Raw genomic sequence first — 21380 nt, 5'->3', positions numbered from 1 at the left:
AGCCGCGCATTCTCATGCACGTTCATCCGGGGCCTCCGGGCTAGAGTTTGGCGCTTCGCAACCCCAGCCTCTCAGCACCGCCCCGGGTGAACAACCTTCATAGCTTCGACACCTAGACCGCGATCAGCGCCGCCGCCAGTCGCCGGCCTTCGCTGGCCAGGACGTTGTAGGTGCGAGCCGCCGCCTCGGTGCTCATGAACTCCAGACCAAGGCCCGCGGCCTTCAGGGCGTCACGCACCGGGCGCGGCGGCAAGGCGTTGGCCAGACCCACGCCCAGCAGCACGAACTCGACCGCGCCGCCGGCGGCGAACACCTGGGCGAAGGCCTCCGGCGTCAGGTCGGCCAGGCTCGTGACCGCCCAGTCCTGCGGCTGGTCGTCGATGACCAGCAGCGAACCGGGCCGCCAGACGCCCGAGACCCTGAAGCCGCCGCCGCCCCAGGCGTCGATCGACGGGGGCTGGCGCGGGGTCAGCGCCTGGCTCACGGCTGGCTGGCCGCGCCGAGCTTGACCGGCTTGGCCTCTTCATCGCCGCGCTTGACGCCCCAGACCAGGATCAGGGGCAGAGCGATGTAGATCGACGAATAGGTGCCGATGGCGATGCCGAACACCATGGTGAAGACCAGCGGGAACAGCACCGGCCCGCCGAAGATCATCGTGCCGCCCAGCGCCAGCAGCGCCGTCGAGCCGGTGATGATCGTCCGCGACAGACGCTCGTTCTCCGACAGGTCGATGATCTCGCGCAGCGGCGTGGTCTTGTACTTGCGCAGGTTTTCCTTGAGGCGGTCGAAGGTGATGACCTTTTCGTTCATCGAGTAGCCGATGACCGTCAGCAGGGCCGCGACCGAGGTCATCGAGAACTCGATCTGCATCACCGACAGGATGCCCAGGGTCAGGATGATGTCGTGGAACACGGCCACGACGGCGCCGACGGCGAACTGCCACTGGAAGCGGAACCAGATGTAGCCGAGCATCAGCAGCAGGGCGATGCCGAGCGCCTTGAAGCCGCCCATCAGCAGTTCGCCCGAGACCTTGGCGCCGATGACGGTCGGCGCCGGCATGGTCATGCCGGGGAACTTGGCGATGATCTCGGTCTTGATCCGGTTGGCCTCGACGTTGGCGTTGACGCCCTCGGTCGGCAGGAAGCGGATCATCGCCGAGTTGGGCGAGCCGAAGCCCTGGACCTGGACGTCATGCGCGCCGGTGGACTTGGCCACCTTGCGCAGATCGTCGAGGTCGATGGCCGTGGGCATGCGGGCTTCGAGGGCGACGCCGCCCTTGAAGTCGATGCCCAGGTTCAGGCCCTGGGTGAAGAACGACACGCCGGAGCCTAGGATCAGGATCAGCGAAAAGACGGCGGCGACGGGCGCCCAGCGCACGAAGCGGAAGTGGGTCGAGCGCGGGATCAGGCGGATGAGGGGCCAAGCAGCCATGAGCTTTGATCCTTACGCGATCGGCAGCTTCTTCGGCTTGGCGACCTTGAACCACCAACCGATGAGCACTTGAGTGATGATGATGGCGGTGAACAACGAAGTGAACACGCCGATTGCGAGGGTCCAGGCAAAGCCCTTCACCGGGCCCGAGCCGAAGCTGAACATGATGCCTGCCGAGATCAGGCTGGTGATGTTGGCGTCGAGGATCGACACCAGGGCCAGCTTGTAGCCGGTGTCGGCCGCCGACATGGGCGACCTCCCCGCCGCGGCCTCGTCCCGCATCCGTTCGTAGATCAGCACGTTGGCGTCGACGGCGACGGCGAGCGTGAGGATCAGGCCGGCGATGCCGGGGAAGGTCAGGGTCGCCTGGCTGAACGACATGATGCCGACGATCAGCAGCACGTTGGCCACCAGGGCCAAGGCCGCGAACACGCCGAACAGGCCGTAGGCCAGGATGATGAAGACGAACATCGCCGCCGCGCCGATGGCCAGCGAGATGGCGCCGGCCTTGACGGCGTCCGCGCCCAGTTCGGCGCCGACGGTGCGTTGCTCTTCGATGTTCAGCTGGGCCGGCAGCGCGCCCGAGCGCAGCAGCAGCGACAGCTCGCTGGCGCTTTCGACGGTGAAGCTGCCGGTGATCTGGCCCGAACCGCCGAGGATCGGCGTCTGGATGGTCGGGGCCGAGATGACCTTGTTGTCGAGGACGATGGCGAAGCGCTTGCCGATGTTGCGCGAGGTGGCGTCGCCGAACTTGCGCGCGCCCGAACCGTTGAAGCGGAACGACACCACGGGGCGACCGCTCTGGCCGTCGAAGGCCTGCTGGGCGTCGACCAGCTCCTCGCCCGAGACGACGGCGCGCTTCTTCAGGGCGTAGTAGGGCTGGAAGTCGTCGCCGGCCACCAGCACCGTGCCCGGAGGCATGCGCCCCGAAGCCATCTCTTCCTGGGTGACCGTCTCGTCGACCATCTGGAAGGTCAGCTTGGCGGTCTTGCCGATGACGGCCTTCAGGCGTTCCGGATCGCTTTCGCCGGCAGCCTGGATGACGATGCGGTCCGCGCCCTGGCGGGTGATCGTCGGCTCCTTGGTGCCGAGGCTGTCGATACGGCGACGGATGGTCTCGATCGACTGCTCGACGGCCTTGGAGGCGTCGGCGCGGGCGGCTTCCGGAGAGAAGGCCAGCTCGATGCGCTGGTCGGCCTTGGTCGAGACGTTCAGGTCCGTGCCCACGCCGCTCTGCAGCGGGCTGCCCAGCTTGCGCAGCTCGGCGACGGCGGCGTTGACCTTGCCGGCGTCATCGATGCGGACACCGACCACGCCGTTGGTCACGGCAAGGCCGTTGAAGCTGATTCCCGCGTTGCGCAGCGTGTTGCGGGCGTCCTCGACCAGATTGTCGAGGCGCTCCTTGCGCAGTTGAGCGGTGTCGACCTCATAAAGAAGGTACGACCCGCCCTGGAGGTCGAGGCCCAGGTTCAGCTTCTGCTTGGGAACCCATCCCGGCAAAGCGTCTAGCGTCTTCTGCGGCAGAAGATTCGGCATTGTGAAGACGATGCCGAAGATCACCGACAGGGTGACGAGGACAATCTTCCAGCGGGATAGGCTCAGCATGGACTACGAGGCTCTCGACGACGCCAAAGGCGCCAGGGCGGGCTAGGTACGAGCTAGACTTAAAGCTCAGTTCTTCGGGTCGTTGGCCGGGGCCGGTTCGCCCTTGGCCGTGACTTCGGTGATCATGCCCTTGCGGACCTTCACCGTGACGCCTTGGGCGATCTCGACGCCGACTTCCTTTTCTTCCACCCGCACGACCTTGCCGATCACGCCGCTGGACAGAACGACGCTGTCGCCGCGCTTGATGTTGGCGAGCGTGGCGAGGTGTTCCTTCTGACGCTTCTGCTGCGGACGGATCAGCATGAAGTAGAACAGCACGACCATCAGGATGATCGGGGCGATGCCCATGATCTGCTGTTGCAGGGCGGGATCCATGACGACTCCAAAAAATATCTGCGGGCGGGCCCTCAAATGGGGCCCGGCCAAGTCGGCGGAAGCTATGCGTTCACCTCCTCTTTTGCAATGAGGGCGCGAGGGCGTTAGGAGCGTTGCCATGACCGAAGCCGCCCTGCCCCTGCTCGCCCGCATCGCCGACGCCCTGGATCGCCTGGCGCCGCCCGCCCCTGTCGCCCAAAGCTTCGACGACGCGCGTCTCTTCCGGCATGAGCCTGTGTCCGGCGCCTTCCTGCCAGCCCCCGACTACGCCATGGACATCGAGCTGCTGGTCGGCATCGAGCGCCAGAAGGAGCGTTTCCTGCAGAACCTGCGCCGGTTCGCCACCGGCCTGCCCTGCAACCACGTGTTGCTGTGGGGCGTGCGCGGCACGGGCAAGAGCTCGCTGACCAAGTCGGCCTTCATGGCCCTGGCCGCCGAATATCCGGACCTGAAGCTGGTCGAGGTGGATCGCGACGAGGTCGCCGCCCTGCCGCCGCTGTTCGACGCCCTGCGCACGCGCACCGAACGCTTCGTGGTGCTGTGCGACGATCTTTCCTTCGAGGACGGCGCGGCAGCGGCCAAGGCGCTGAAGTCGGCGCTGGAGGGCGGCGTGGCCGGTCCGCCCGAAAACGTGCTGTTCGTGGCCACCTCGAACCGCCGCCACCTGATGCCCCGCGACCACGCCGAGAGCCAGGGCGCCATCGCCTCGGCCGAGAACGCCGAGGAGGAGATGAGCGTCTCCGACCGCTTCGGCCTCTGGATCGGCTTCCCCCCCATGGACCAGCCGACCTATCTGGCGGCGATCAACACCTATGCCGAACGCTTCGGCCTGCAGGTCGAGAACCTTGAGCGCCGGGCCCTGCAATGGTCGCAGCTGCGCGGCGCCCGCTCGGGTCGGGTAGCGTGGCAATTTGTCCGCGACCTCGCCGGCGAACTGGGCGTACGCTTGCCCGGATAACAATTTCCGGGGGGAAACGTGGCCGACGGCAAGCCGTGGTTCAGGGTCAAGCGTCATGGCTATGGCGCGGGACCGCCCTGCAGTTGGGAAGGCTGGGCCGTCCTCGCCCTCTATCTGGGACTGCTGCTGGCCTCGGCCGCCCTCTACGGCAAGGCCCATCCGCGCCTGGTCGGCGTGTTCGTCGTGGTCATCACGCTGGTGGTGATGCTGGTCGCCCGCTGGAAGAGCGACGCGCCCTGGCGGTGGCGCGACGGCGACGAAGACTAGGCCGGATCGCCGCTGGTCGCCGCCGGCGCCTTCTTCTCGGTCAGGGCGACCAGCGCCACGCCGACCATGGTCGCGCCGCCGCCGATGACCAGTTGCGGCGACAAGGCGTCGCCCATGAACAGCACCCCAATGGTGCACGAGACCAGCGGCGTCAGCAGGAAATAGGGCGTCACCCGCCCCGGCTCGCGCCGCTGAACGAGCCAGAACAGCAGGGCGCTGGCCCCGATGGTCGAGACCACGCCAGCGAACACCACGCAGGCCCAGGCCAGCGGCGGCGCGGTCGAGACCTTGGCCACGACGTCGTCCTCGAAGGCGAAGGACATGGCGATCAGGATCGGCGCGGCGACCAGGGCCGTCATGCCCTGCACCTTCAGCGGCTTCACGCCCGGACTCTTGCGCACCAGCACGGTGGCGACGGCCCAGATGGCGGCGGCGATCACGCCCAGCGCAATGGCCGGCAGCTCGGCCGCGCCGTGCGGGTCGAGGCTCATCCAGGCCACGCCGGCGAAGGCCACGGCCAGGCCGATCACCGCGGGGACCCGCATGGTCTCGCCCAGCATGCGCCAGGCGAACAGGGCCGTGAACGGGATCCACAGCTGGGTGGCCACCACCAGCGGGCTCAGCGACTGGGCCATGCCGAAGGCGATGTAGATCAGGGCGAAATGGATCGGCCCAGACAGCAGCACGATCAGCAGCAGCCGCTTCCAGCTGGGAAACGGCGGCCGCACGAAGGGAAACAGGAAGGCCAGGGCCAGAGCGAAGCGCAGGCCGCCAACCATCATCGGCGGCAGGGCGGCGGTGGCGAACTTGGCCGCGGCGTTGTTCAGCCCCCAGGTCAGGATGATCGCCAGGATCGCCAGGCGTTCGATGCTCGTCAGGGGGCCGGTGGACGCGGACATGGTCCCGCTTGGATCAGACCCCGCCGCTTCCTTCAACCCCACCGGCTCCGACAACCTCACGAATGGCCGACAGCAGGATTTCAAGGTCGCTTTCCGGCGTCGTGTAGGCCGGGGTCAGGTAGACCACCTTGCCCATGGGCCGGATCCAGGCGCCCTTCTCGGCGAAGGCCTGGCACAGTGCGCCGACGGCCACCGGCGAGGCGAACTCGACCACGCCGATCGCCCCCAGCACCCGCACGTCGACGACGCCCGGCGCGTTGCGGCAAGGTTCCAGCCCCTCCCTCAAGGCCGCCGAAACCCGCGCCACGTCGGTCTTCCAGCTGCCGGCCTCGAACAGGTCGAGCGAGGCGTTGGCGGCGGCGCAAGCCAGGGCGTTGCCCATGTAGGTCGGCCCGTGCATCAGGGCCGCGCCGGCGTCGTCGGACCAGAAGGCCTCGAACACCTTGCGCGAGGCCACGGCGGCCGAGAGCGGCAGCGTCCCGCCGGTCAGGGCCTTGGACAGGGTGACGATGTCGGGCTCGATCCCCGCCGCCTGCATGGCGAAAAGCTCACCCGTGCGGCCAAAGCCGGTGAAGATCTCGTCGAAGATCAGTAGCACGCCGTGCTTGTCGGCCAGCCGGCGCAGGCGGCGCAGGACTTCAGGATCGTGGAACAGCATGCCGCCGGCACCCTGCACCAGGGGCTCGGTCAGCATGGCGGCGATTTCCCCGCCCCGCTCGGCGAGCAGGGCGTCGAGTGCGGCCTCCGAGGCCTCGTCCAGCGGCAGGTCGGCGATCACCTGGCTCGGCATCACGCCCGAGAACAGGCTGTGCATCCCCTCCTCCGGATCGCAGACCGTCATCGTCGCCAGGGTGTCGCCGTGATAGCCGCCGCGGAACGACAGGAAGCGCGTGCGGCCGGTCTCGCCGCGATTGATGTGGAACTGCAGCGCCATCTTCATGGCGATCTCGACCGAGACCGACCCCGACTCGGCGAAGAACACGTGGTCGAGTTCGCCGGGCAGGATCTCCGCCAGACGCGCGGCCAGCCGATAGGCCGGCTCGTGCGCCAGGCCGCCGAACATCACGTGCGGCATGGCCTCCAGCTGCGCGCGCACGGCGGCGGCGATGCGGGGATGGTTGTAGCCGTGCACCGCCGTCCACCAGCTGGCGATGCCGTCGACCAGCTCACGCCCGTCCTCCAGCACGATCCGCGAGCCGTGGGTGCGCACCACCGGAAGCGGCGCCGGGGCCGTCTTCATCTGGCAGTAGGGCCGCCACACATGCTTGGCGCCTTCAGCGAGCCAGTCTGGGGTGGTCATGGCGATCCTTTCGTTGCGCCGGAGGGGCCGCTTGCCTAGAGCGTGCCGGCCCCGGAGCAAATCGGAATCTGGGCACAGGAATCGGAATGCACAGTCTGGACGCCTTCGCGAGCGGCAAGCTCGCGGCCCTGGAGGCCATGAGCCTGCGCCGCCGCCTCAAGCCCACCCGCCGCCTGCCCGGCGCGTTCGTGGAGCGAGACGGCAGGCGCCTGCTGTCCTTTTCGTGCAACGACTATCTGGGCCTGTCGCAGCACCCGGCCGTGATCGCCGCCGCCCAGGCCGCCGTGGCCGCGCATGGCGCGGGCTCGGGAGCCTCGCGCCTGGTCACCGGCGACAATCCATTGATCGAGGAACTGGAGGCGCGCCTGGCCCGCCTCAAAGGGACCCAGGCCTGCGTGGTGTTCGGTTCGGGCTACCTGGCCAACACCGGGGTGATCCCGACCTTTGCGGGCAAGCAGGACGTGGTGTTCGTCGATGAGCTGGCCCACGCCTGCATCTGGGCCGGGGCGCAGCTTTCCGGCGCCAAGGTGGTCAGCTTCCCGCACAACGACAGCGACGCCCTGGCCGAACTGCTGGCCGAGCATCGCGCCAGCTTCCGCCACGCCATCGTGGCCACCGACGGGGTGTTCTCGATGGACGGCGACGTGGCGCCGCTGGACTGGCTGTCGGCCGTCTGCGAGGCCAACGACGCCTGGCTGCTGGTCGACGACGCCCATGGCGTGGGCGTACTGGGCGGCGGCAAGGGCGCGGCCGCCCTGTTCCCCGACGCCGAAATCCCGCTGCAGATGGGCACGCTGTCCAAGGCTCTGGGCTCGTACGGCGGCTATCTATGCGGCTCGCAAAGCGCGGTCGACTTCCTCAAGACCCGGGCTCGCACGATCGTCTACACCACCGGCCTGCCGCCGGCCTCCGCCGCCGCCGCCCTCGCCGCCCTGGACCTGATCGAAGCCGACCCCGCCTTCGCCGCCGAGCCCCTGCGCAAGGCGCGACTGTTCACGCAGGCCGCAGGCCTGCCTCGCGCCGAAAGCCCGATCGTGCCTGTGATCCTCGGCGAAGCCGACGCCGCCCTGGCCGCCTCTGCCGCCCTGGAGGCCGAAGGTTTCCTCGTCGTGGCCATCCGCCCTCCGACCGTACCGGCCGGCGCCGCCCGCCTTCGCCTGGCCTTCAGCGCCGAGCACCCGGACGACGAGATCCTGCGTCTGGCCGCCCTCGTCCGCCCCTATTTGGGGGCCAAGGCATGAGCGCCCTGTTCGTCGCCGGAACCGGCACCGACATAGGCAAGACCCATGTCGCCTGCACCCTGATCCGGGTCCTGAAGGCCAGGGGCCTGGCCGTGGACGCCTTCAAGCCGGTGGTCAGCGGCTTCGATCCGGCCGATCCGTCGAGCAGCGATCCTGCCCGTCTGGCGAACGCCTTGGGCGACCCGGCCGCCCTGCCCCGCATCTCGCCGCGCCGCTATCTGGCGCCGGTGGCCCCGAACCTGGCCGCGCGGCTGGAGGGCGACACGCTCGCCCTGGAGGACCTCGTCGCCGACTGCCGCGCCGCCCTGGCCGGCGACCACGACCTGATGCTGGTCGAAGGCGCCGGCGGGGTGATGTCTCCGCTGACCGACGACGCCACCAACCTCGACCTGATCGCCACGCTCGACCTGCCTGTGCTGCTGATCGCCGGCTCCTATCTCGGCACGATCAGCCATGTGCTGACCGCCCTGGTGGCCCTGCGCGCCCGGGGCGCGACCATCGCCGCCATCGTCATGAGCGAGAGCCTCGACGCGCCCGACCTCGTCCAGACCGCCGACGCCCTGGGGGCCTTCGAGCGCGAGACCCCGATCTTCCTTGCGCCCCGCGCCGAACATTGGGACGCATCGGCGCTGGCGGAACATCTGGCCAAGGGGCTTTGAAGCATATGCGGGTGGCGATGATCGGCCTGGGCGACATCGCCCGCAAAGCCTACCTGCCGGTTCTGGGAACCCGGCCGGACGTTCAGCTGGCCTTCGTCACCCGCAACGCCGCCACGCTCGACGAACTAGGCGTGGCCTGGCGGGTGGACCGCCTGCACGCCGACCTGGACGAGGCGCTGGCCCAGGGCGTCGACGCGGCCTTCGTCCACGCCGCCACCGAGGTCCACCCCACAATCGTCACGCGCCTGGTCGAGGCCGGCGTGCCGACCCTGGTCGACAAGCCGATCGCCGACACGCTGGAGGCCTGCGAGAGCGTGGTCGATCTGGCCGAGACGCACGGCGTGTCGCTTATGGTCGGCTTCAACCGCCGTTACGCGCCCGCCCAGGCCGAGGCGGCCACGCTGAAGGCGCCGTTCGTGCTGATGCAGAAGAACCGGACGGGTCACGCCGACGCCGTGCGGCGCACGGTCTTCGACGATTTCATACACGTGGTCGATTCCTTGCGCTTCCTGGCGCCCGGCGCGACAGATGCGCGGGTCTCGGGCCGCGTCGCAGGCGACCTGCTCCAGCACGTGATGCTGCACCTTGCCGGCCCCGGCCTCGACGCCGTCGGGATCATGAACCGCGACAGCGGCGCCAACGAGGAGGTGCTGGAGGTGATGGGCGCCGGCGCCAAGCGGCGGATCGTCAACCTGGCCGAGGTCACCGACTACGCCGGCGGCGAGCACGTGACGCGCCGCGGCGACTGGGCCACGGTGGCTCGCCAGCGCGGCTTCGAGGCGATGATCGAGGCCTTCCTGGCCGCCGTGCGCGAGGACCGACGCCTGTCGGCCCTCGACGCCCTGGAGACCCACCGCCTGTGCGAGCGGGTCGTTGCCGAACTCTCGGCCTAGAAGTCGGCCGACAGCGTCACCTGGAAGGTCCGGTGCGAGCCCGGACGGAAGGTGGCGGCGGTGTTCACAGTGGTGCTGATCGTGCCCAGGTAGTCCTCGTCGAAGATATTGTCGACGTTGATACGGGCCTTCACCTGTTTCAGCGGCCCGACGCCAAAGCCGTCGCCCAGATCCACATAGGCGTTCCAGACTGTGTAGCCGTCGGTCTTCTCGGTGTTGGTGAAGTTGGTGTAGCGGTCGCTGAGGTGGCGAGCCGAGACATTGACCAACGCCCAGTCGGTCGGCTCCCAGGTCACCCCGCCCTGGAACAGCCAGGTCGGAAAGTCGGGCAGCGTGTTGCCGGCGATGAAGCTGGTCCCGAAGTTGTTCTCGAACTCGGCGCGGTTGTACGAAAGATTGGCGTTGAAATAGACCTTGCCGCCCAGCAGCTCGGGCTTCCACTGGCCGCTGAACTCGGCGCCGTGGGCCTCCACCCCGCCGACGTTCTGGAAGAAGGTCTCGGTCGTCGTGCTGCCCGGCACGACGGAGGCATAGGACTGCAGGCGGTTCTCGAAGGCGGTGTAGTAGGCCACGAACGAGGCGTTGAAGGTCGGCCGGTTGGCGCGATAGCCGATCTCCAGGTTCTGCGAGGTCTCGGCGTCGGGGCCCGGCACGTTCGGACTGGCGGCCGAGTAGATGTCGTCGGCGCCGCGCGGCAGGGCCAGGTTCTCCGAATATGAGGCGAACACCTGGTCGCGGCTGTTGATCGAATAGACCAGGCCGACCTGCGGCAGGAAGCTGTCCTTCCAGTTGTCGGTGATGCGGGGCCGGCGCTGGGCGATGTAGTCGGCCGGATTGCGATAGCCGGCGATCTCGTAGTCGATGTCGGTGGCCTTGAAGCCCAGTTCCACCTTCAGCCGGTCGTCCAGCAGCCGCACCGTGTCCTTCAGGAAGAACTGCGTGGTCTCGCGGGTGGAGGTGTAGTTGCGCTGCAGGTGCACCGGCTCGTTCAGCAGCGCCGCGCCGTCAGGGTGGCCGGCCACAGTGTTATAGCGGGCCTGGGTGCGGTGGTAGTCGTCCTTCTCCAGCCACAGCCCGGCCTGGAGGGTGTGGATGCCGGCGCGCCAGGTTCCGCCGACCGTGATCCCCTTGCGCACGCCGTCGACGCCCGAGAGACCGTATTGCACGCCCTTGGGGGCGGTCAGGCCGGCCACGATCAGGCGTTCGGCGTTGTAGCTGGCCAGCGAGGTCGAATAGGCCTCCGGCGAGACGCCATAGCCGCCCTTGTCCTCGTAGTAGGCCGTCGAGCGGATCTCGAAGGCCTCGCCGATCGGCTTGTTCAAAGAGAGGCCGTAGAGGTGGTCCTGCCGGGCGTTGACCGCGAACTTGTAGTACTGGTTGTAGGCGGTGTTGGAGTAAGGCACGCCCGCCGTCGTCGCCGGCAGGCTCGGCACGTAGCCGAGATAGGCGAAGTCCCTGCCCTTGCGCCCGAAGAGATCGCCCGCCGTCCCGTCGTACTGGGCCTTGGTGATCGACGGGGAGTCGTAGTCGAAATAGTCGTTGTGAACGGTCTGGAAGGTCAGGTTCCCGCCGCTCTCGAAAGCATAGTCCAACTTGCCCTCGTAGTGTTCGCGCTTGATGAAGCCCGGGCCGCGCCACAGGTCGCCCTTGATCCACGAGCCGGCCACATAGCCCGACAGCCGGCCGATCCTCCCGCTTTCCAGGCGAAGGAAGCTGCGGCGCAGGTTGTCCTCGCCCAGGGTCTGGCTGATCGAGCCGCCGGCCTCCGCATCCGGGACCTTGGTGAAGTAGTCGACGATCGGCCCCAGCGAGGCGTAGCTGGGCAGCGAAACGTCGCCGGCCCCGGCCGAGGCCGTGACCCGCGCCAGGTTCTCGTTGTCGACATAGCGGTAGATCGGGCTGCCGCCGAACTGGTCGCTGCGGCCCATAGGTATGCCGTCGAGCAGGAAGCCGATCTGCTGGAAGTTGAAGGCCCGCACCGAGACGGAATTGCCGAACTCGTACATGCCAAGCGCGTCGTTGGCCTGGACATTGAAGCCCGGCAGGCTCTCCAGCATCTTCAGGCCCGTCACGCCCGCAGGGGCCGACAACAGGGCCTCGCGGGTGATCGAGACGGTGGCGGTGGCTTGATCCGTGCCGATGGCGACGCTGGCCTCCGACACCCGCTTGCCGGTGACGACGACCGCGTCGACCGTATCGCCCGATCCCTTGGGGTCTTCCTCAGCCAGGGCCGGCGCTCCCGCCCCCATGACGCTCGCCGCAAGCAAGGCGGCCTTCAGACGACGGAACACACGACGGTTCGACTGGACTCGGATCACGGCTATCCCCTGCTTTCTGATCCCCCGACGAGACTGGCTCCCGACCGCAGGTCAAAAAACAGAAATCGCCGTTACAGGAGCCCACTTTTCTTCGTGGTTCCGCCAGCGACAAACGAGATCATTTAATATGCAAAAGCATCGTTACTCGACAGGGCGATGAAATACGCACCCGCGCCGCCGCGCATACTCATCATCGCGGCGAGCCTGGATCTGAATTCGAGACGCCTCCGACTTGAAGGAGCGTCGTCCTGCGCACATCACCGCCTGGCGGAGCTCAGGTCAAACCAAAGGCCGCCTTGAACCAGTCAGGTCGGCCCCGGCGCCGCGCGCTCCGGCGCCGAACGCGCAAAGAAAAGGCGGCGGCCCTCAAGGAGCCGCCGCCTTTCGCATTTCATCCGATGACGGACGCTTAGAACGGGATTTCGTCGTCCAGGTCGGCCGAGAAGCTCTCGCGCGGGCCGCTGGGCTGGCTGCGCGGAGCGCCGCCGCCGAAGTTGCCGCCGCCCTGGCCGCCGCCGTAGCCGCCACCGCCGCCCTGGCCGTAGCCGTCGTCATAGCCGCCGCCGCCCGACGAGGCGCCGGCGCCGTCGCCGCGACCGCCCAGCATGGTCAGTTCGCCGCGGAACTTCTGCAGGACGATTTCGGTCGAGTACTTTTCCTGGCCCTGCTGGTCGGTCCACTTGCGGGTCTGGATGGCGCCCTCGATGTAGACGGTCGAGCCCTTGCGCAGGTAGCTCTCGGCCACCTTCACCAGGTTGTCGTTGAAGATCACGACCCGGTGCCACTCGGTCTTTTCCTTGCGCTCGCCGCTGGAGCGGTCGCGCCAGGTCTCGGACGTGGCGATGCGAAGGTTGGCGACGCGGTCGCCCGAGTTGAGGGTGCGGATTTCGGGGTCGGCCCCGAGGTTGCCGACGAGGATGACCTTGTTGACGCTGCCAGCCATGGCGATGCCCTGTTCTCGCCCGGCGACCCAACGCGCCGGAATCTCGAAGCCAGGACGTTAACGACTCAGCAAGATCAAAAGCAAGATTTGTTCTGCGAACGTTCCTGTGAACGGAGGGCGGTTATCCACCGCCCTCTCCTGCTCAATTCAAGCGATCAACGCGGCGGCATTGCGCCCGGCACGGCCAGGCGGCCATCGCCCGTGCGCACCAGCGACATGAACCGGGCGCCCTCGTAGCTGTCGCCCAGATAGATGCCTTCCTTCTGAACGAAGATGAACTTGCCCTGATAGGAGCCGGTCAGTTCCTCGCGGCGCAGGCCCATGCGCATGAAGCGGATGCGCATGCCTTCAAGCGTGGCCGCGCAGGTCTCCATGTTCGGCACGTTGCGCTCGACCGGATTGAACCGCAGCGTGCCGTCTTCTTTCAGGATGACGTGGTTGCAGATGCCCTGGTCGAACGGAGCCTTGGTCTGCTTCACGCAGGCCGAGAGGCCGACGGCGGACAGGCCAAGGACGAGAACGGCGGCGGCTTGCGAGAGGCGCATCAGGGATCTCCTTCTCAGCCGACGCTGGGAATGGCGCAGTTGGCGGCCTGTTCGACCACCAGATGGAACGAGCGGTTGTCGGACGAAGCTTCGACCCGGCCCGGCAGCAGGCGCAGGGTCTCGTCGCCCCAGCGGCCGTAGGTGGCCCCGCCCGGGCGCTCGCACTTGCCGGCGAAGAGTTGCTGGATGCAGGCGTTCTGGGTGATCTCGCCGGGCAGCTTGTTCCACTGGCCGCCGGAATAACGCTGGCACACCGCCAGCGGCGCACTGCTGGCCGCGCTCGGACCGGCAGGCGCGGGCGTCGGGGCGGTCGTGACCGGCGCGGCGACGGTCGGCGGCGGCAGCGGGGTCAGCACGGTCCCGGCCTGGTCGGCCGCGGCCAGGGCACCGGTCTCGTCGACGCCGACGTCCAGGGCCCCGGTGGCCACGCCGTTCTTCTTGGCGCATTCGGCAAGGGTGGTCTCGCCCACGAACTGGCCGCCGACGAAGCAGCGCAAGGGGCGGGCCGGGTCGTTGAGCTTGGTGTCGTCGGGACGGCCGGTCTCGACGATCAGGCCGGCGCGCGAGGCCGGCGGCTCCTCGGCCGGCTTGCGGTCCTTGCCGCCCGTCAGCGCGAAGGCCACGCCCAGGCCAGCGATCACAGCCAGGGCCGCTCCGCCGCCCAGCAGCACGCGTCGGTCTTTGAGAAGTTCCATACCCCCTGGCTACGACGCGTTGGTGACGGTTTCAAGCGTCGCTGCACCGTGGGACGCTTACAATTGTCAACCGCCGGTCAGACGGTCGAGCGCGGCCTGGTAGTTGGCGATCTGGTTGGTCAGGTAGGCCGGCGCCGTGCCGGTGGTGTTGCTCTTGGTCGAGGAGCTGTCGACCTTCACCCCGTTGGCGATGTCGGCCATCTCGCGATAGGCGTTGCGGATCGCCGCCGTGGCCGACTTCAGGAGGTCGGCGGTCGTGGCGCGCGACTCGGCGTCGGCCAGGCTCATGTCGAGATTAAGCTTGAGGCCGTAGACCGGGCCCTTGCCGTCGGCCGAGACGGTGCGGCCGCCCTCGGTCTTGGTGTTGCGCACCACGCCCGACGCCAGGCCCAGGGCGTCCAGCACGTTGCTGTCGCCCTTGCCGGGCAGGATCTCGACGGTCGAGGTCTTGAACGCCGGCGTGATGGAGAGCTTGCGCATGTTGCCGTCGCTGGTGATCGACACCTTGGCGGCGCTGCCCGAGGCGCGGCGGATCTTGTCGGCCAGGGTTTCGAGCGTGTCGTTGGCGCCGATGGTGATGGTCGTCAGCGGCCCGCGTTCGCGCGTACGGATCTGGAAGGTGTCGCCCGGACGGGCCGAGGTGGCCGAGACGATCTTGTCCGACTGGACGTAGTTCATCGCGCCGCGCGGCAGTCCGAAGACGTCGAGGGCGCTGGAGCCCGAGGCGTCGACCGCGATCGAGGTCGGGGTGGCGTAGCCGTCCTTGCCGGTCAGGCGCTGCTCCCAGGTGGCCGCGCCGCTGTCCATGTCGATCTGGGCGACGTAGCCGTCCTTCTGGCCGACGGTGGGCAGGCCCGCCAGATCCTTGCCGGCCGCGCCGACCAGCCACACCTGTCCGTTCGAGACGGCCATGCCGGTGACGGTGTCGTCGCCCGTGCCGCCATAATAGGCCATCGTGTCGTCGGCCGTGTCGGTCAGGTCGAGCGAGATGCGGGCCACGAAGCCATCTGAACCGCCCGAGGCGGCCTTGGTGACGTTGCCCACCGACAGTTCGCCGTTGGTGGTGTAGCCGCCGACATAGAGCTGGCCGTTGTCGATCGTGAGGCCGGCGATGTCGCCGCCCTTCAGCGTGCCCAGGTCCCGCACCGCGCCCACGTTCATGGTCGCGGCCTTGGTGTAGGTCACCGCCTTGGTCTCATAGATCCCGGCCGAATTCAGCGACGTGCGGTTCTCGGTGACCACGGTGGTGGCGACGTCGAAGCTGCGCAGCTTGGCCTGGCTGCCTTCCTTGCTGGCCACGATCACCTTGCCGCCGTCGACGACGAGGCCCGACACCGTGTCGTTCTCGGCGCTGCCGAAGTGGGTGGTGAACAGCGCCTTGGGCGTGCCGGCGATGTCGGTGGCGAAGCCCGTCAGATAGTTGTCGTAGCCGCCCTGCGAGGCCGATCCCGTGGCGCCGGGCAGGTCCGACTTGGTGCGGCCGGCTACATAGACCACGCCGTCCTCGCCGAAGGCCACGGCGGTGGCTTCGTCTTCAAGCAGGCCGCCGCGGCGGACGGTCCAGGCCTCGTCGCCGTTGGCGTCGTACAGCGACACGAAGCTGTCGGTGACCGTGCCGTTGCTGTCGGAGTTGATCGGGCCGGTGGTGGCGCCGTTCAGCGTGCCCGCAACGGAGCCGGCGATGGCGACCTTGCCGTCGTCAGAAACGGCGATCGAATAGCCGGTGGCCGTGTCGGCCGCGCCCAGGCTGCGCGCATAGAGCAGCTTGCCGGCCGAGTCGTATTTCAGCAGCGCGACGTCCTGGTCGCCCTTGATCGTCTGGCTCTCGACGCTCTTTTCGACGTCGGCCAGCACATAGATCGAGCCGTCGGAACCGGTGACGGTCTTGTGGACCTTGGCGACAGTGCCTTCCAGCGTGTCGGAGAACACCTTGGCGCCGGCCGTCCCGGCGGCTGAGCCCGTGCCGTACTTGGTCAGAGTGTTCTCGATGACAGCGTCGTCGGTCTTTGTGTCCTTGTCCGGGTCGGGATTGCCGGCCTCGGTGGTGATGTAGACCGCCGGCTTGGCCGCCGGGGCCGTGAAGTTCAGCTTCTCGATGGAGTCGCCGCGAATGCGCAGGGCGAAGTCGTCGCCGGTGGCCGGCAGCTTCACCGTCTGGCCGTTGACCGTGGTCGTGCGCTCCACGCCCGGCGTGCGCTCGACGGCGAAGGTGGTGTTGTAGCCGGCCGCCTGAAGCTTGCCATTGAAGAAGCTGACCACGTTGGACATCGTCCGCGGCGTCGCCCCCATCTCGGCCAGGTCCATCGTCAGGTTCTGGGTCTCGCCGAACTTGGTGACCGACATCGTGAACTTCTGGTCGCCCTTGAAGGCGGGGACCTCGTCGTCGAACTGGCCGCTGTAGAGCGTGTTGGTGACGTAGCCGTAGACGTTCTTGGGTACGCCGACCTTGGACTTGTCCTGGGTCATGGCCGCGCCGGTGGTCAGGCGCATGCCGTCGGTGTTGGCGTTCTGGATATAGTTGGTGAGCTCCGTCAGCCCCTTGGTCAGCGCCGTCTGCAGGCGCTTGATCTCGCTGTCGGAGACGTTCTTCTCGCTGGCGCGATTGGCGATGGCCGTCAGGGTGTTCAGCGCCTGATAGGCCGAGAACAGCTTCTTGTAGTCGCCCTTTACGCCCGGCGCTGCGGCCTCGGCCGCGCCTTCGTCGACGAACTTGCGGCCGTTCAGCGCGGCCTTGACCAAGTCGCTGGGCTCGGTGGTCACCGTGGTCCACGGCGCGGCCGGGATGCCCTGCTTGGCGGTCGAGGTGGAGGTCGTGCCGGTCGACAGCGCAGACGCGGCCGTGCCCACACCAAGCTTGGCCTGGTAGTAGCTGAGCAGCGAACTGGTGTCGAAAGTGATCACGACCGCTTCCACAGACGGCGCAATGCGCCACGCGTGGCAATCTTGGGTTACGAACGCTGACGTTTCGTTAAGACGTGTGAATTGTTTCCCATCAGGCCGCGATCAGGTGGGCGTCACTCAACGCCCGGCGGGCCTCGTCGCGCAGTTCGGCCCATTCCTCGGCCAGGATGCCCAGCAGCACCACGTCGCGCGGCTCGCCGTTCTTGAGCACGTGGCCGCGCAGATAGCCCTCGCGGCGGAAGCCCGAGGCCGACTGGGCCTTCAAGGCCGCGTCGTTGTCGGCCATCACCTCGGCGAACACCTTGTGCAGGCCAAGCTCGCTGAAGGCGCGGTCGAGCCCCAGCACCTGGGCCGCCCGCCCTACCCCGCGACGACGGGCGTCGGCGGCGCCGACGAACCAGTTCCAGCCCGCGCGGCGATGGTGCGACTGCAGGCCCGTCAACGTCAGCAGCCCGGCCGGCGCGCCGGCGCGCACGATCATCCAGCCGGCCATGTCAGGATCCTTGCGCAGCCCCTCGAACCAGGCGGCGTGCGCCTCGTGGCTGGGAAACGCCGCGTCCGACATCCAGCGGTCGACCTCGGGTTCGGCGCGCCACTGAAACAGCACCGCCTCGTCCTCGTCCCTCAAGTCCCGCAGTTCGATCATGCCGTGCGAATCCTCTTGCGCCGCAGGAGGCAGAGTAACCACGTGAGAAACGCCGGCCTAGCGAAAGACCGGCGTTTCGTATGACAATTACGTAGCGGTAGCGTCCGCGTCAGCTGTTGCCGAACAGCGAGAGGATGATCTGCGGGGCGCCGTTGGCGATCGACAGGGCCTGGGCGCCCAGCTGCTGCTTCACCTGCAGGGCCTGCAGGCGGGCGCTTTCCTTGGCCATGTCGGCGTCGACAAGGTTGCCCACGCCGGTTTCCAGCACGTCCGACAGCTTGGAGACGAAGGTGTTGTGGGCGTCGATCTGCTTGGCCTGCGAGCCGATCGAACCGACGGCCTGGTTGACCGTGGCGATGGTCGCGTCGAGGCGCGTCAGCACCGCGGTCGCCTGGGTCAGGGTGGCGATGCTGTCGCCGGCCAGCAGGCTGTTCTTCGGGCTGCCCAGCGACAGGGTCTGCAGGTTCAGCGAGATGACCGTCTGGGCGTCAGCGTCGGCCAGGAAGGTGATGGCGTTGGTCTGGCTGCCGTCGAGGATGTTGGCGCCGTCGAAGGTGGCGCTGTCGACCACCTGGGTGAGGTTGCTGAGCAGGCCCTGGAAGTCGGCATTGAGGGCGGTGCGCGCCTGGGTCGACAGCGAGCTGTCCTTGGCCGCGACAACCTTCTCGCGCATCAGGTTGAGCAGGTCCGAAACCGACTCGCCGGCCGTCAGGGCCACGTCGGCGATCGAGGTGGCGCGGTCCAGGCTCATCTTGACCGAGGCCAGGGCCGAGCGGTCGGCCTGCTGGTCCTGGGCGATCGACCAGACGGCGGCGTTGTCCTTGGCGCTGGAGATCGCAAGGCCGGTGTTGATGCGGGTCTGGACGCCCTGCATCTCGTCATTGGTCTTGTTCAGGTTCTGCAGGGCGATCAGCGCAGGCTGATTGGTGTTCACGCTCAGCGTCATCACGATCTCCGAACGGCGTTCTCGCCGACTTGAAGGAGCTCGGTGCGCGATTCGACGCCCGAGCGGATCGGCCGTGAACTTGCCGCCCGGGGAGTAAGAATATGGTTAACGCTTATAAACCATGTTGCGCCTGCGACGTCGCGCCGCAAGCGTGCATGCAAACCATGACGCGCGAAGGCCTGTTAGGTCAGGCCGTCGTAGATTGCGCCAGGCCCGTAGGAGGCCGCTTCCTTGAACCGCAGCACGTCTTCGCGGGGATACTGCTTCAGGGTCTCGCCCGTCCGCCGATCCACCGTCTTGTAGACGTAGACGCCGCTGTCGCCATCCTGCTCGATCACGAGACGCAGGTCGCCAGGCTGGGGGCCGTCGTCGACGACCTTCTGGTCTGCGAACTTGCGCGCCTCAGCCTTACGGGCGCCGGAAACGACTTCGCCGTCCGAGGCCTTGCCTGGGACGGTCATGGGAACGATCTGGTTTTGCGCGGGCAGCTCTTGAACCGGAGCCGTCAGCGCGGCCTTGTTTTCCATCTCTCCTAATCACCGCCGTTTCGCGGCGGCGCCTTCTTTGCTCCCTTCCCCGGCTCAGGGCCGCGAGAAAGGCGGGGGCGACCCGTAAGGATCGCCCCCTGCTCGTCCCTTATCGGAACAGGCTCAGGACCGTGCCGGTCGACTGGTTGGCGATCGAGAGCGCCTGGATGCCCAGCTGCTGCTTGGTTTGCAGGGCTTGCAGCTTGGCGCTTTCCTTGGCCAGGTCGGCGTCGACCAGGTTGCCCACGCCCGCGTCGAGGCTGTCTTGCAGCTTGCCGACGAAGTTCAGGTGGGTGTCCAGGCCGGTCGAGCTGGTGCCCAGCGAAGCCAGCTTGTTGGTCGCCGTCTGCAGGGCCGTGTCGATGGTGGTGATCATCGTCTTGGCCGCGGCGGCGGTCGTGAAGGTGGTGGTGGTGCTCAGGCCGATGCCGGTCAGCGACAGGGTCTTGGCGTTCACGGTGATGGCCGTGCCGTCAGAGTTGGCCAGGAAGCTGAGCTTCGTGGTCTTGCCGTCGATGATGCTGGCGCCGTTGAACTTGGCGTTGGTCACAGCCTTGGTGATCTGGTCGCGCAGCGACGTGAAGTCAGCCTGCAGCGCCTTGAACGAAGCCGTGTTCAGCGAGGTGTCGGAAGCGGCCAGGGCCTTTTCCTTCATCTTGCCGAGCAGGTCGGTCACCGTGTCGCCGGCCGCCAGCGCGACGTCGATGGTGGACTGACCGCGTTGCAGCGAGTCCTTCACGGCGTTGAGCGAGGAAGCGGTGGCCGACTGGTTCTTGGCGGTGGCCCAGATCGCGCCGTTGTCCTTGGACGAGCCGATCTTCTTGCCGGTGTTGATGCGTTGTTGCGTAACCTGCAGCTCGCTGTTGGTCGAGTTCAGGTTTTGCAGGGCGATCATCGCGCCCGAGTTCGTGTTGATGCTGTTCAGCGCCATAACGAATATGTTCCTATTTCAGGTTGTCCGACGTCATTTTGACTGCCGGGAGCGTTTTGCTCGCTGAACTAGGAAGCAACTACCGGGCCAATCCTGCCCACCCGCCCGAAAAATTTAAGTCATTGAAATTACGGCGTTATAGGTTCGTTTAGGATACATTGAACCGGCAATTTCTGCCGAGCTGGACACCCGTCCGGCAAATATTGCCGGGCAGCTTTCGGCAGATGCGACCGAATTGCCCACCTGCAAACCGACCAGCGATCGGCGAAAATCAGGCTGCGGAACAAAAGAAAACGCCGGGCGATCTTTCGATCGCCCGGCGCTTGATCGCCAGGTTCGGCGCTTCTTCGATCAGCCGCGGAAGAGCGACATGATCGATTGGGGCGCCTGGTTGGCGATGGACAGTGCCTGCACGCCCAGTTGCTGCTTGGTTTGCAGCGACTGCAGCTTGGCGCTTTCCTTGGCCATGTCCGCATCGACCAGGTTGCCGACACCGGCGTCGAGGCTGTCCTGCAGCTTGCCCATGAAGGTCAAGTGCATGTCCAGGCCCACCGAGTTGGTGCCGAGCGAGGCCAGCTTGTTGGTCGCGGTCTGCAGAGCCGTATCGATCGTGGCGATCATCGTCTTCGCAGAAGCGGCCGTCGTGAAGGTCGTCGTTGTCGTCAGGCCGATGCCCGTGAGGGACAGGGTCCGCGAGGTGACGGTGAACGCCGCGCCGGTTTCGTTCGCGAGGAACGCGAGCTTGGTGGTCGAACCGTCCACCACGCTGGCGCCGTTGAACTTGGCGTTGGTCACGGCCTTGGTGATCTGGTCGCGCAGCGACGTGAAGTCGGCCTGCAGCGCCTTGAAGGAAGCGGTGTTGAGCGAGGTGTCGGAAGCGGCCAGGGCCTTTTCCTTCATCTTGCCGAGCAGGTCGGTGACCGTGTCGCCGGCCGCCAACGCAACGTCGATGGTCGACTGACCGCGCTGGAGCGAGTCCTTCACGGCATTCAACGAGCTCGAGGTCGCGCTCTGCATCTCCGCCATCGACCAGATCGCGCCGTTATCCTTGGCGTTCGAGATCTTCTTGCCGGTGTTGATGCGTTGCTGGGTGGTGGTCAGCTCCGAGTTGGTGGCGTTCAGGTTTTGCAGCGCGATCATCGCGCCGGCGTTGGTGTTGATGGAGTTGGCGATCATAGGAACCTACCGTTTTGGTGGAGAGCCCCGGCATTTTGCCGGTCGGGCGTTTTGCCCGCGGGAACCATCGCAAACGGCGGGCCAGTTCAGGCCAGATCGTAATCGATTGAAATAAAACGGAAAT

General features: G+C 67.2%; 21 protein-coding genes. 5 read left to right on the top strand and 16 right to left on the bottom strand.

What is annotated here, in order from left to right; genetic code table 11:
- Nucleotides 1–112: 112 nt before the first annotated feature.
- The 4 genes from DDF67_RS04100 to yajC all read right to left on the bottom strand — a co-directional run bounded on the left by DDF67_RS04100 (nucleotide 113) and on the right by yajC (nucleotide 3411).
- Nucleotides 113–472, bottom strand: coding sequence for an Mth938-like domain-containing protein (locus DDF67_RS04100; protein ID WP_109099670.1), 360 nt, complete (start codon nucleotides 470–472; stop codon nucleotides 113–115).
- Nucleotides 473–480: 8 nt separating this feature from the next.
- Nucleotides 481–1431 carry a protein translocase subunit SecF gene (gene secF, locus DDF67_RS04095; RefSeq protein ID WP_109099667.1) on the bottom strand — a complete coding sequence of 317 codons (951 nt, stop codon included), beginning with the start codon at nucleotides 1429–1431 and terminating at the stop codon, nucleotides 481–483.
- 12 nt (nucleotides 1432–1443) lie between these two features.
- A complete protein-coding gene (gene secD / locus DDF67_RS04090) occupies nucleotides 1444–3036 on the bottom strand; it encodes a protein translocase subunit SecD (protein ID WP_109099666.1) in 1593 nt (530 codons plus the stop codon).
- 66 nt (nucleotides 3037–3102) lie between these two features.
- The gene (gene yajC / locus DDF67_RS04085; RefSeq protein ID WP_109099665.1) at nucleotides 3103–3411 is read right to left on the bottom strand and encodes a preprotein translocase subunit YajC; all 309 of its coding nucleotides are present in this window, start codon (nucleotides 3409–3411) and stop codon (nucleotides 3103–3105) included.
- A gap of 118 nt (nucleotides 3412–3529) precedes the next feature.
- Between yajC and DDF67_RS04080 the strand changes: the two genes are divergently transcribed.
- Both DDF67_RS04080 and DDF67_RS04075 read left to right on the top strand, forming a co-directional pair.
- The gene (locus DDF67_RS04080; protein ID WP_109099664.1) at nucleotides 3530–4369 is read left to right on the top strand and encodes an ATP-binding protein; all 840 of its coding nucleotides are present in this window, start codon (nucleotides 3530–3532) and stop codon (nucleotides 4367–4369) included.
- 18 nt (nucleotides 4370–4387) lie between these two features.
- Nucleotides 4388–4636 carry a hypothetical protein gene (locus DDF67_RS04075; RefSeq protein WP_109099663.1) on the top strand — a complete coding sequence of 83 codons (249 nt, stop codon included), beginning with the start codon at nucleotides 4388–4390 and terminating at the stop codon, nucleotides 4634–4636.
- Here DDF67_RS04075 and DDF67_RS04070 read toward each other — a convergent pair.
- Nucleotides 4633–5535 (bottom strand): DMT family transporter, encoded by a 903-nt coding sequence (locus tag DDF67_RS04070; RefSeq protein WP_109099662.1) that lies wholly within the window; start codon nucleotides 5533–5535, stop codon nucleotides 4633–4635. The genes DDF67_RS04075 and DDF67_RS04070 overlap by 4 nt on opposite strands.
- A gap of 13 nt (nucleotides 5536–5548) precedes the next feature.
- Nucleotides 5549–6835: an adenosylmethionine--8-amino-7-oxononanoate transaminase gene (locus DDF67_RS04065; RefSeq protein WP_109099661.1), complete on the bottom strand. Its 1287-nt coding sequence runs from the start codon at nucleotides 6833–6835 to the stop codon at nucleotides 5549–5551.
- A gap of 86 nt (nucleotides 6836–6921) precedes the next feature.
- Between DDF67_RS04065 and bioF the strand changes: the two genes are divergently transcribed.
- Genes bioF through DDF67_RS04050 form a run of 3 tightly spaced genes read left to right on the top strand, consistent with a single transcriptional unit; the run spans nucleotide 6922 to nucleotide 9628 of the window.
- Nucleotides 6922–8076, top strand: coding sequence for an 8-amino-7-oxononanoate synthase (gene bioF, locus DDF67_RS04060; RefSeq protein WP_109099660.1), 1155 nt, complete (start codon nucleotides 6922–6924; stop codon nucleotides 8074–8076).
- Nucleotides 8073–8735: a dethiobiotin synthase gene (gene bioD / locus DDF67_RS04055; RefSeq protein ID WP_109099659.1), complete on the top strand. Its 663-nt coding sequence runs from the start codon at nucleotides 8073–8075 to the stop codon at nucleotides 8733–8735. The genes bioF and bioD overlap by 4 nt, the downstream gene beginning before the upstream one ends.
- A 5-nt stretch (nucleotides 8736–8740) precedes the next feature.
- Nucleotides 8741–9628 carry a Gfo/Idh/MocA family protein gene (locus tag DDF67_RS04050; protein WP_109099658.1) on the top strand — a complete coding sequence of 296 codons (888 nt, stop codon included), beginning with the start codon at nucleotides 8741–8743 and terminating at the stop codon, nucleotides 9626–9628.
- On the opposite strand, the gene DDF67_RS04045 is transcribed toward DDF67_RS04050, so the two are convergent.
- The 10 genes from DDF67_RS04045 to DDF67_RS04000 form a co-directional block, all read right to left on the bottom strand.
- On the bottom strand, nucleotides 9625–11943 hold the full coding sequence (locus DDF67_RS04045; protein ID WP_408608568.1) for a TonB-dependent receptor family protein: 2319 nt from the start codon (nucleotides 11941–11943) through the stop codon (nucleotides 9625–9627). The genes DDF67_RS04050 and DDF67_RS04045 overlap by 4 nt on opposite strands.
- Before the next feature lie 412 nt (nucleotides 11944–12355).
- The gene (ssb, locus tag DDF67_RS04040) at nucleotides 12356–12889 is read right to left on the bottom strand and encodes a single-stranded DNA-binding protein (protein ID WP_101715735.1); all 534 of its coding nucleotides are present in this window, start codon (nucleotides 12887–12889) and stop codon (nucleotides 12356–12358) included.
- 155 nt (nucleotides 12890–13044) lie between these two features.
- Nucleotides 13045–13434 carry a hypothetical protein gene (locus DDF67_RS04035; protein WP_109099656.1) on the bottom strand — a complete coding sequence of 130 codons (390 nt, stop codon included), beginning with the start codon at nucleotides 13432–13434 and terminating at the stop codon, nucleotides 13045–13047.
- A 14-nt stretch (nucleotides 13435–13448) separates the two neighbouring features.
- Nucleotides 13449–14129, bottom strand: coding sequence for a hypothetical protein (locus DDF67_RS04030; RefSeq protein ID WP_109099655.1), 681 nt, complete (start codon nucleotides 14127–14129; stop codon nucleotides 13449–13451).
- A 66-nt stretch (nucleotides 14130–14195) separates the two neighbouring features.
- Nucleotides 14196–17030 carry a hypothetical protein gene (locus tag DDF67_RS04025; protein ID WP_109099669.1) on the bottom strand — a complete coding sequence of 945 codons (2835 nt, stop codon included), beginning with the start codon at nucleotides 17028–17030 and terminating at the stop codon, nucleotides 14196–14198.
- Nucleotides 17031–17121: 91 nt separating this feature from the next.
- Nucleotides 17122–17676, bottom strand: coding sequence for a UDP-4-amino-4,6-dideoxy-N-acetyl-beta-L-altrosamine N-acetyltransferase (gene pseH / locus DDF67_RS04020; RefSeq protein ID WP_109099654.1), 555 nt, complete (start codon nucleotides 17674–17676; stop codon nucleotides 17122–17124).
- Nucleotides 17677–17785: 109 nt separating this feature from the next.
- Nucleotides 17786–18622, bottom strand: coding sequence for a flagellin (locus tag DDF67_RS04015; RefSeq protein WP_109099653.1), 837 nt, complete (start codon nucleotides 18620–18622; stop codon nucleotides 17786–17788).
- Between the two features lie 182 nt (nucleotides 18623–18804).
- A complete protein-coding gene (locus tag DDF67_RS25470; protein WP_233247535.1) occupies nucleotides 18805–19083 on the bottom strand; it encodes a hypothetical protein in 279 nt (92 codons plus the stop codon).
- Between the two features lie 175 nt (nucleotides 19084–19258).
- Complete coding sequence (locus DDF67_RS04005; RefSeq protein ID WP_109099651.1) at nucleotides 19259–20080, bottom strand: flagellin; 822 nt, start codon at nucleotides 20078–20080, stop codon at nucleotides 19259–19261.
- Between the two features lie 351 nt (nucleotides 20081–20431).
- Nucleotides 20432–21256 (bottom strand): flagellin, encoded by an 825-nt coding sequence (locus tag DDF67_RS04000; protein WP_109099650.1) that lies wholly within the window; start codon nucleotides 21254–21256, stop codon nucleotides 20432–20434.
- Nucleotides 21257–21380: the final 124 nt, after the last annotated feature.

This window comes from Caulobacter endophyticus (assembly GCF_003116815.1).
Lineage (GTDB): Bacteria > Pseudomonadota > Alphaproteobacteria > Caulobacterales > Caulobacteraceae > Caulobacter > Caulobacter endophyticus.
Note: the sequence above shows the minus strand (reverse complement) of the source record. Positions and strands in the feature narration are given on the sequence as shown.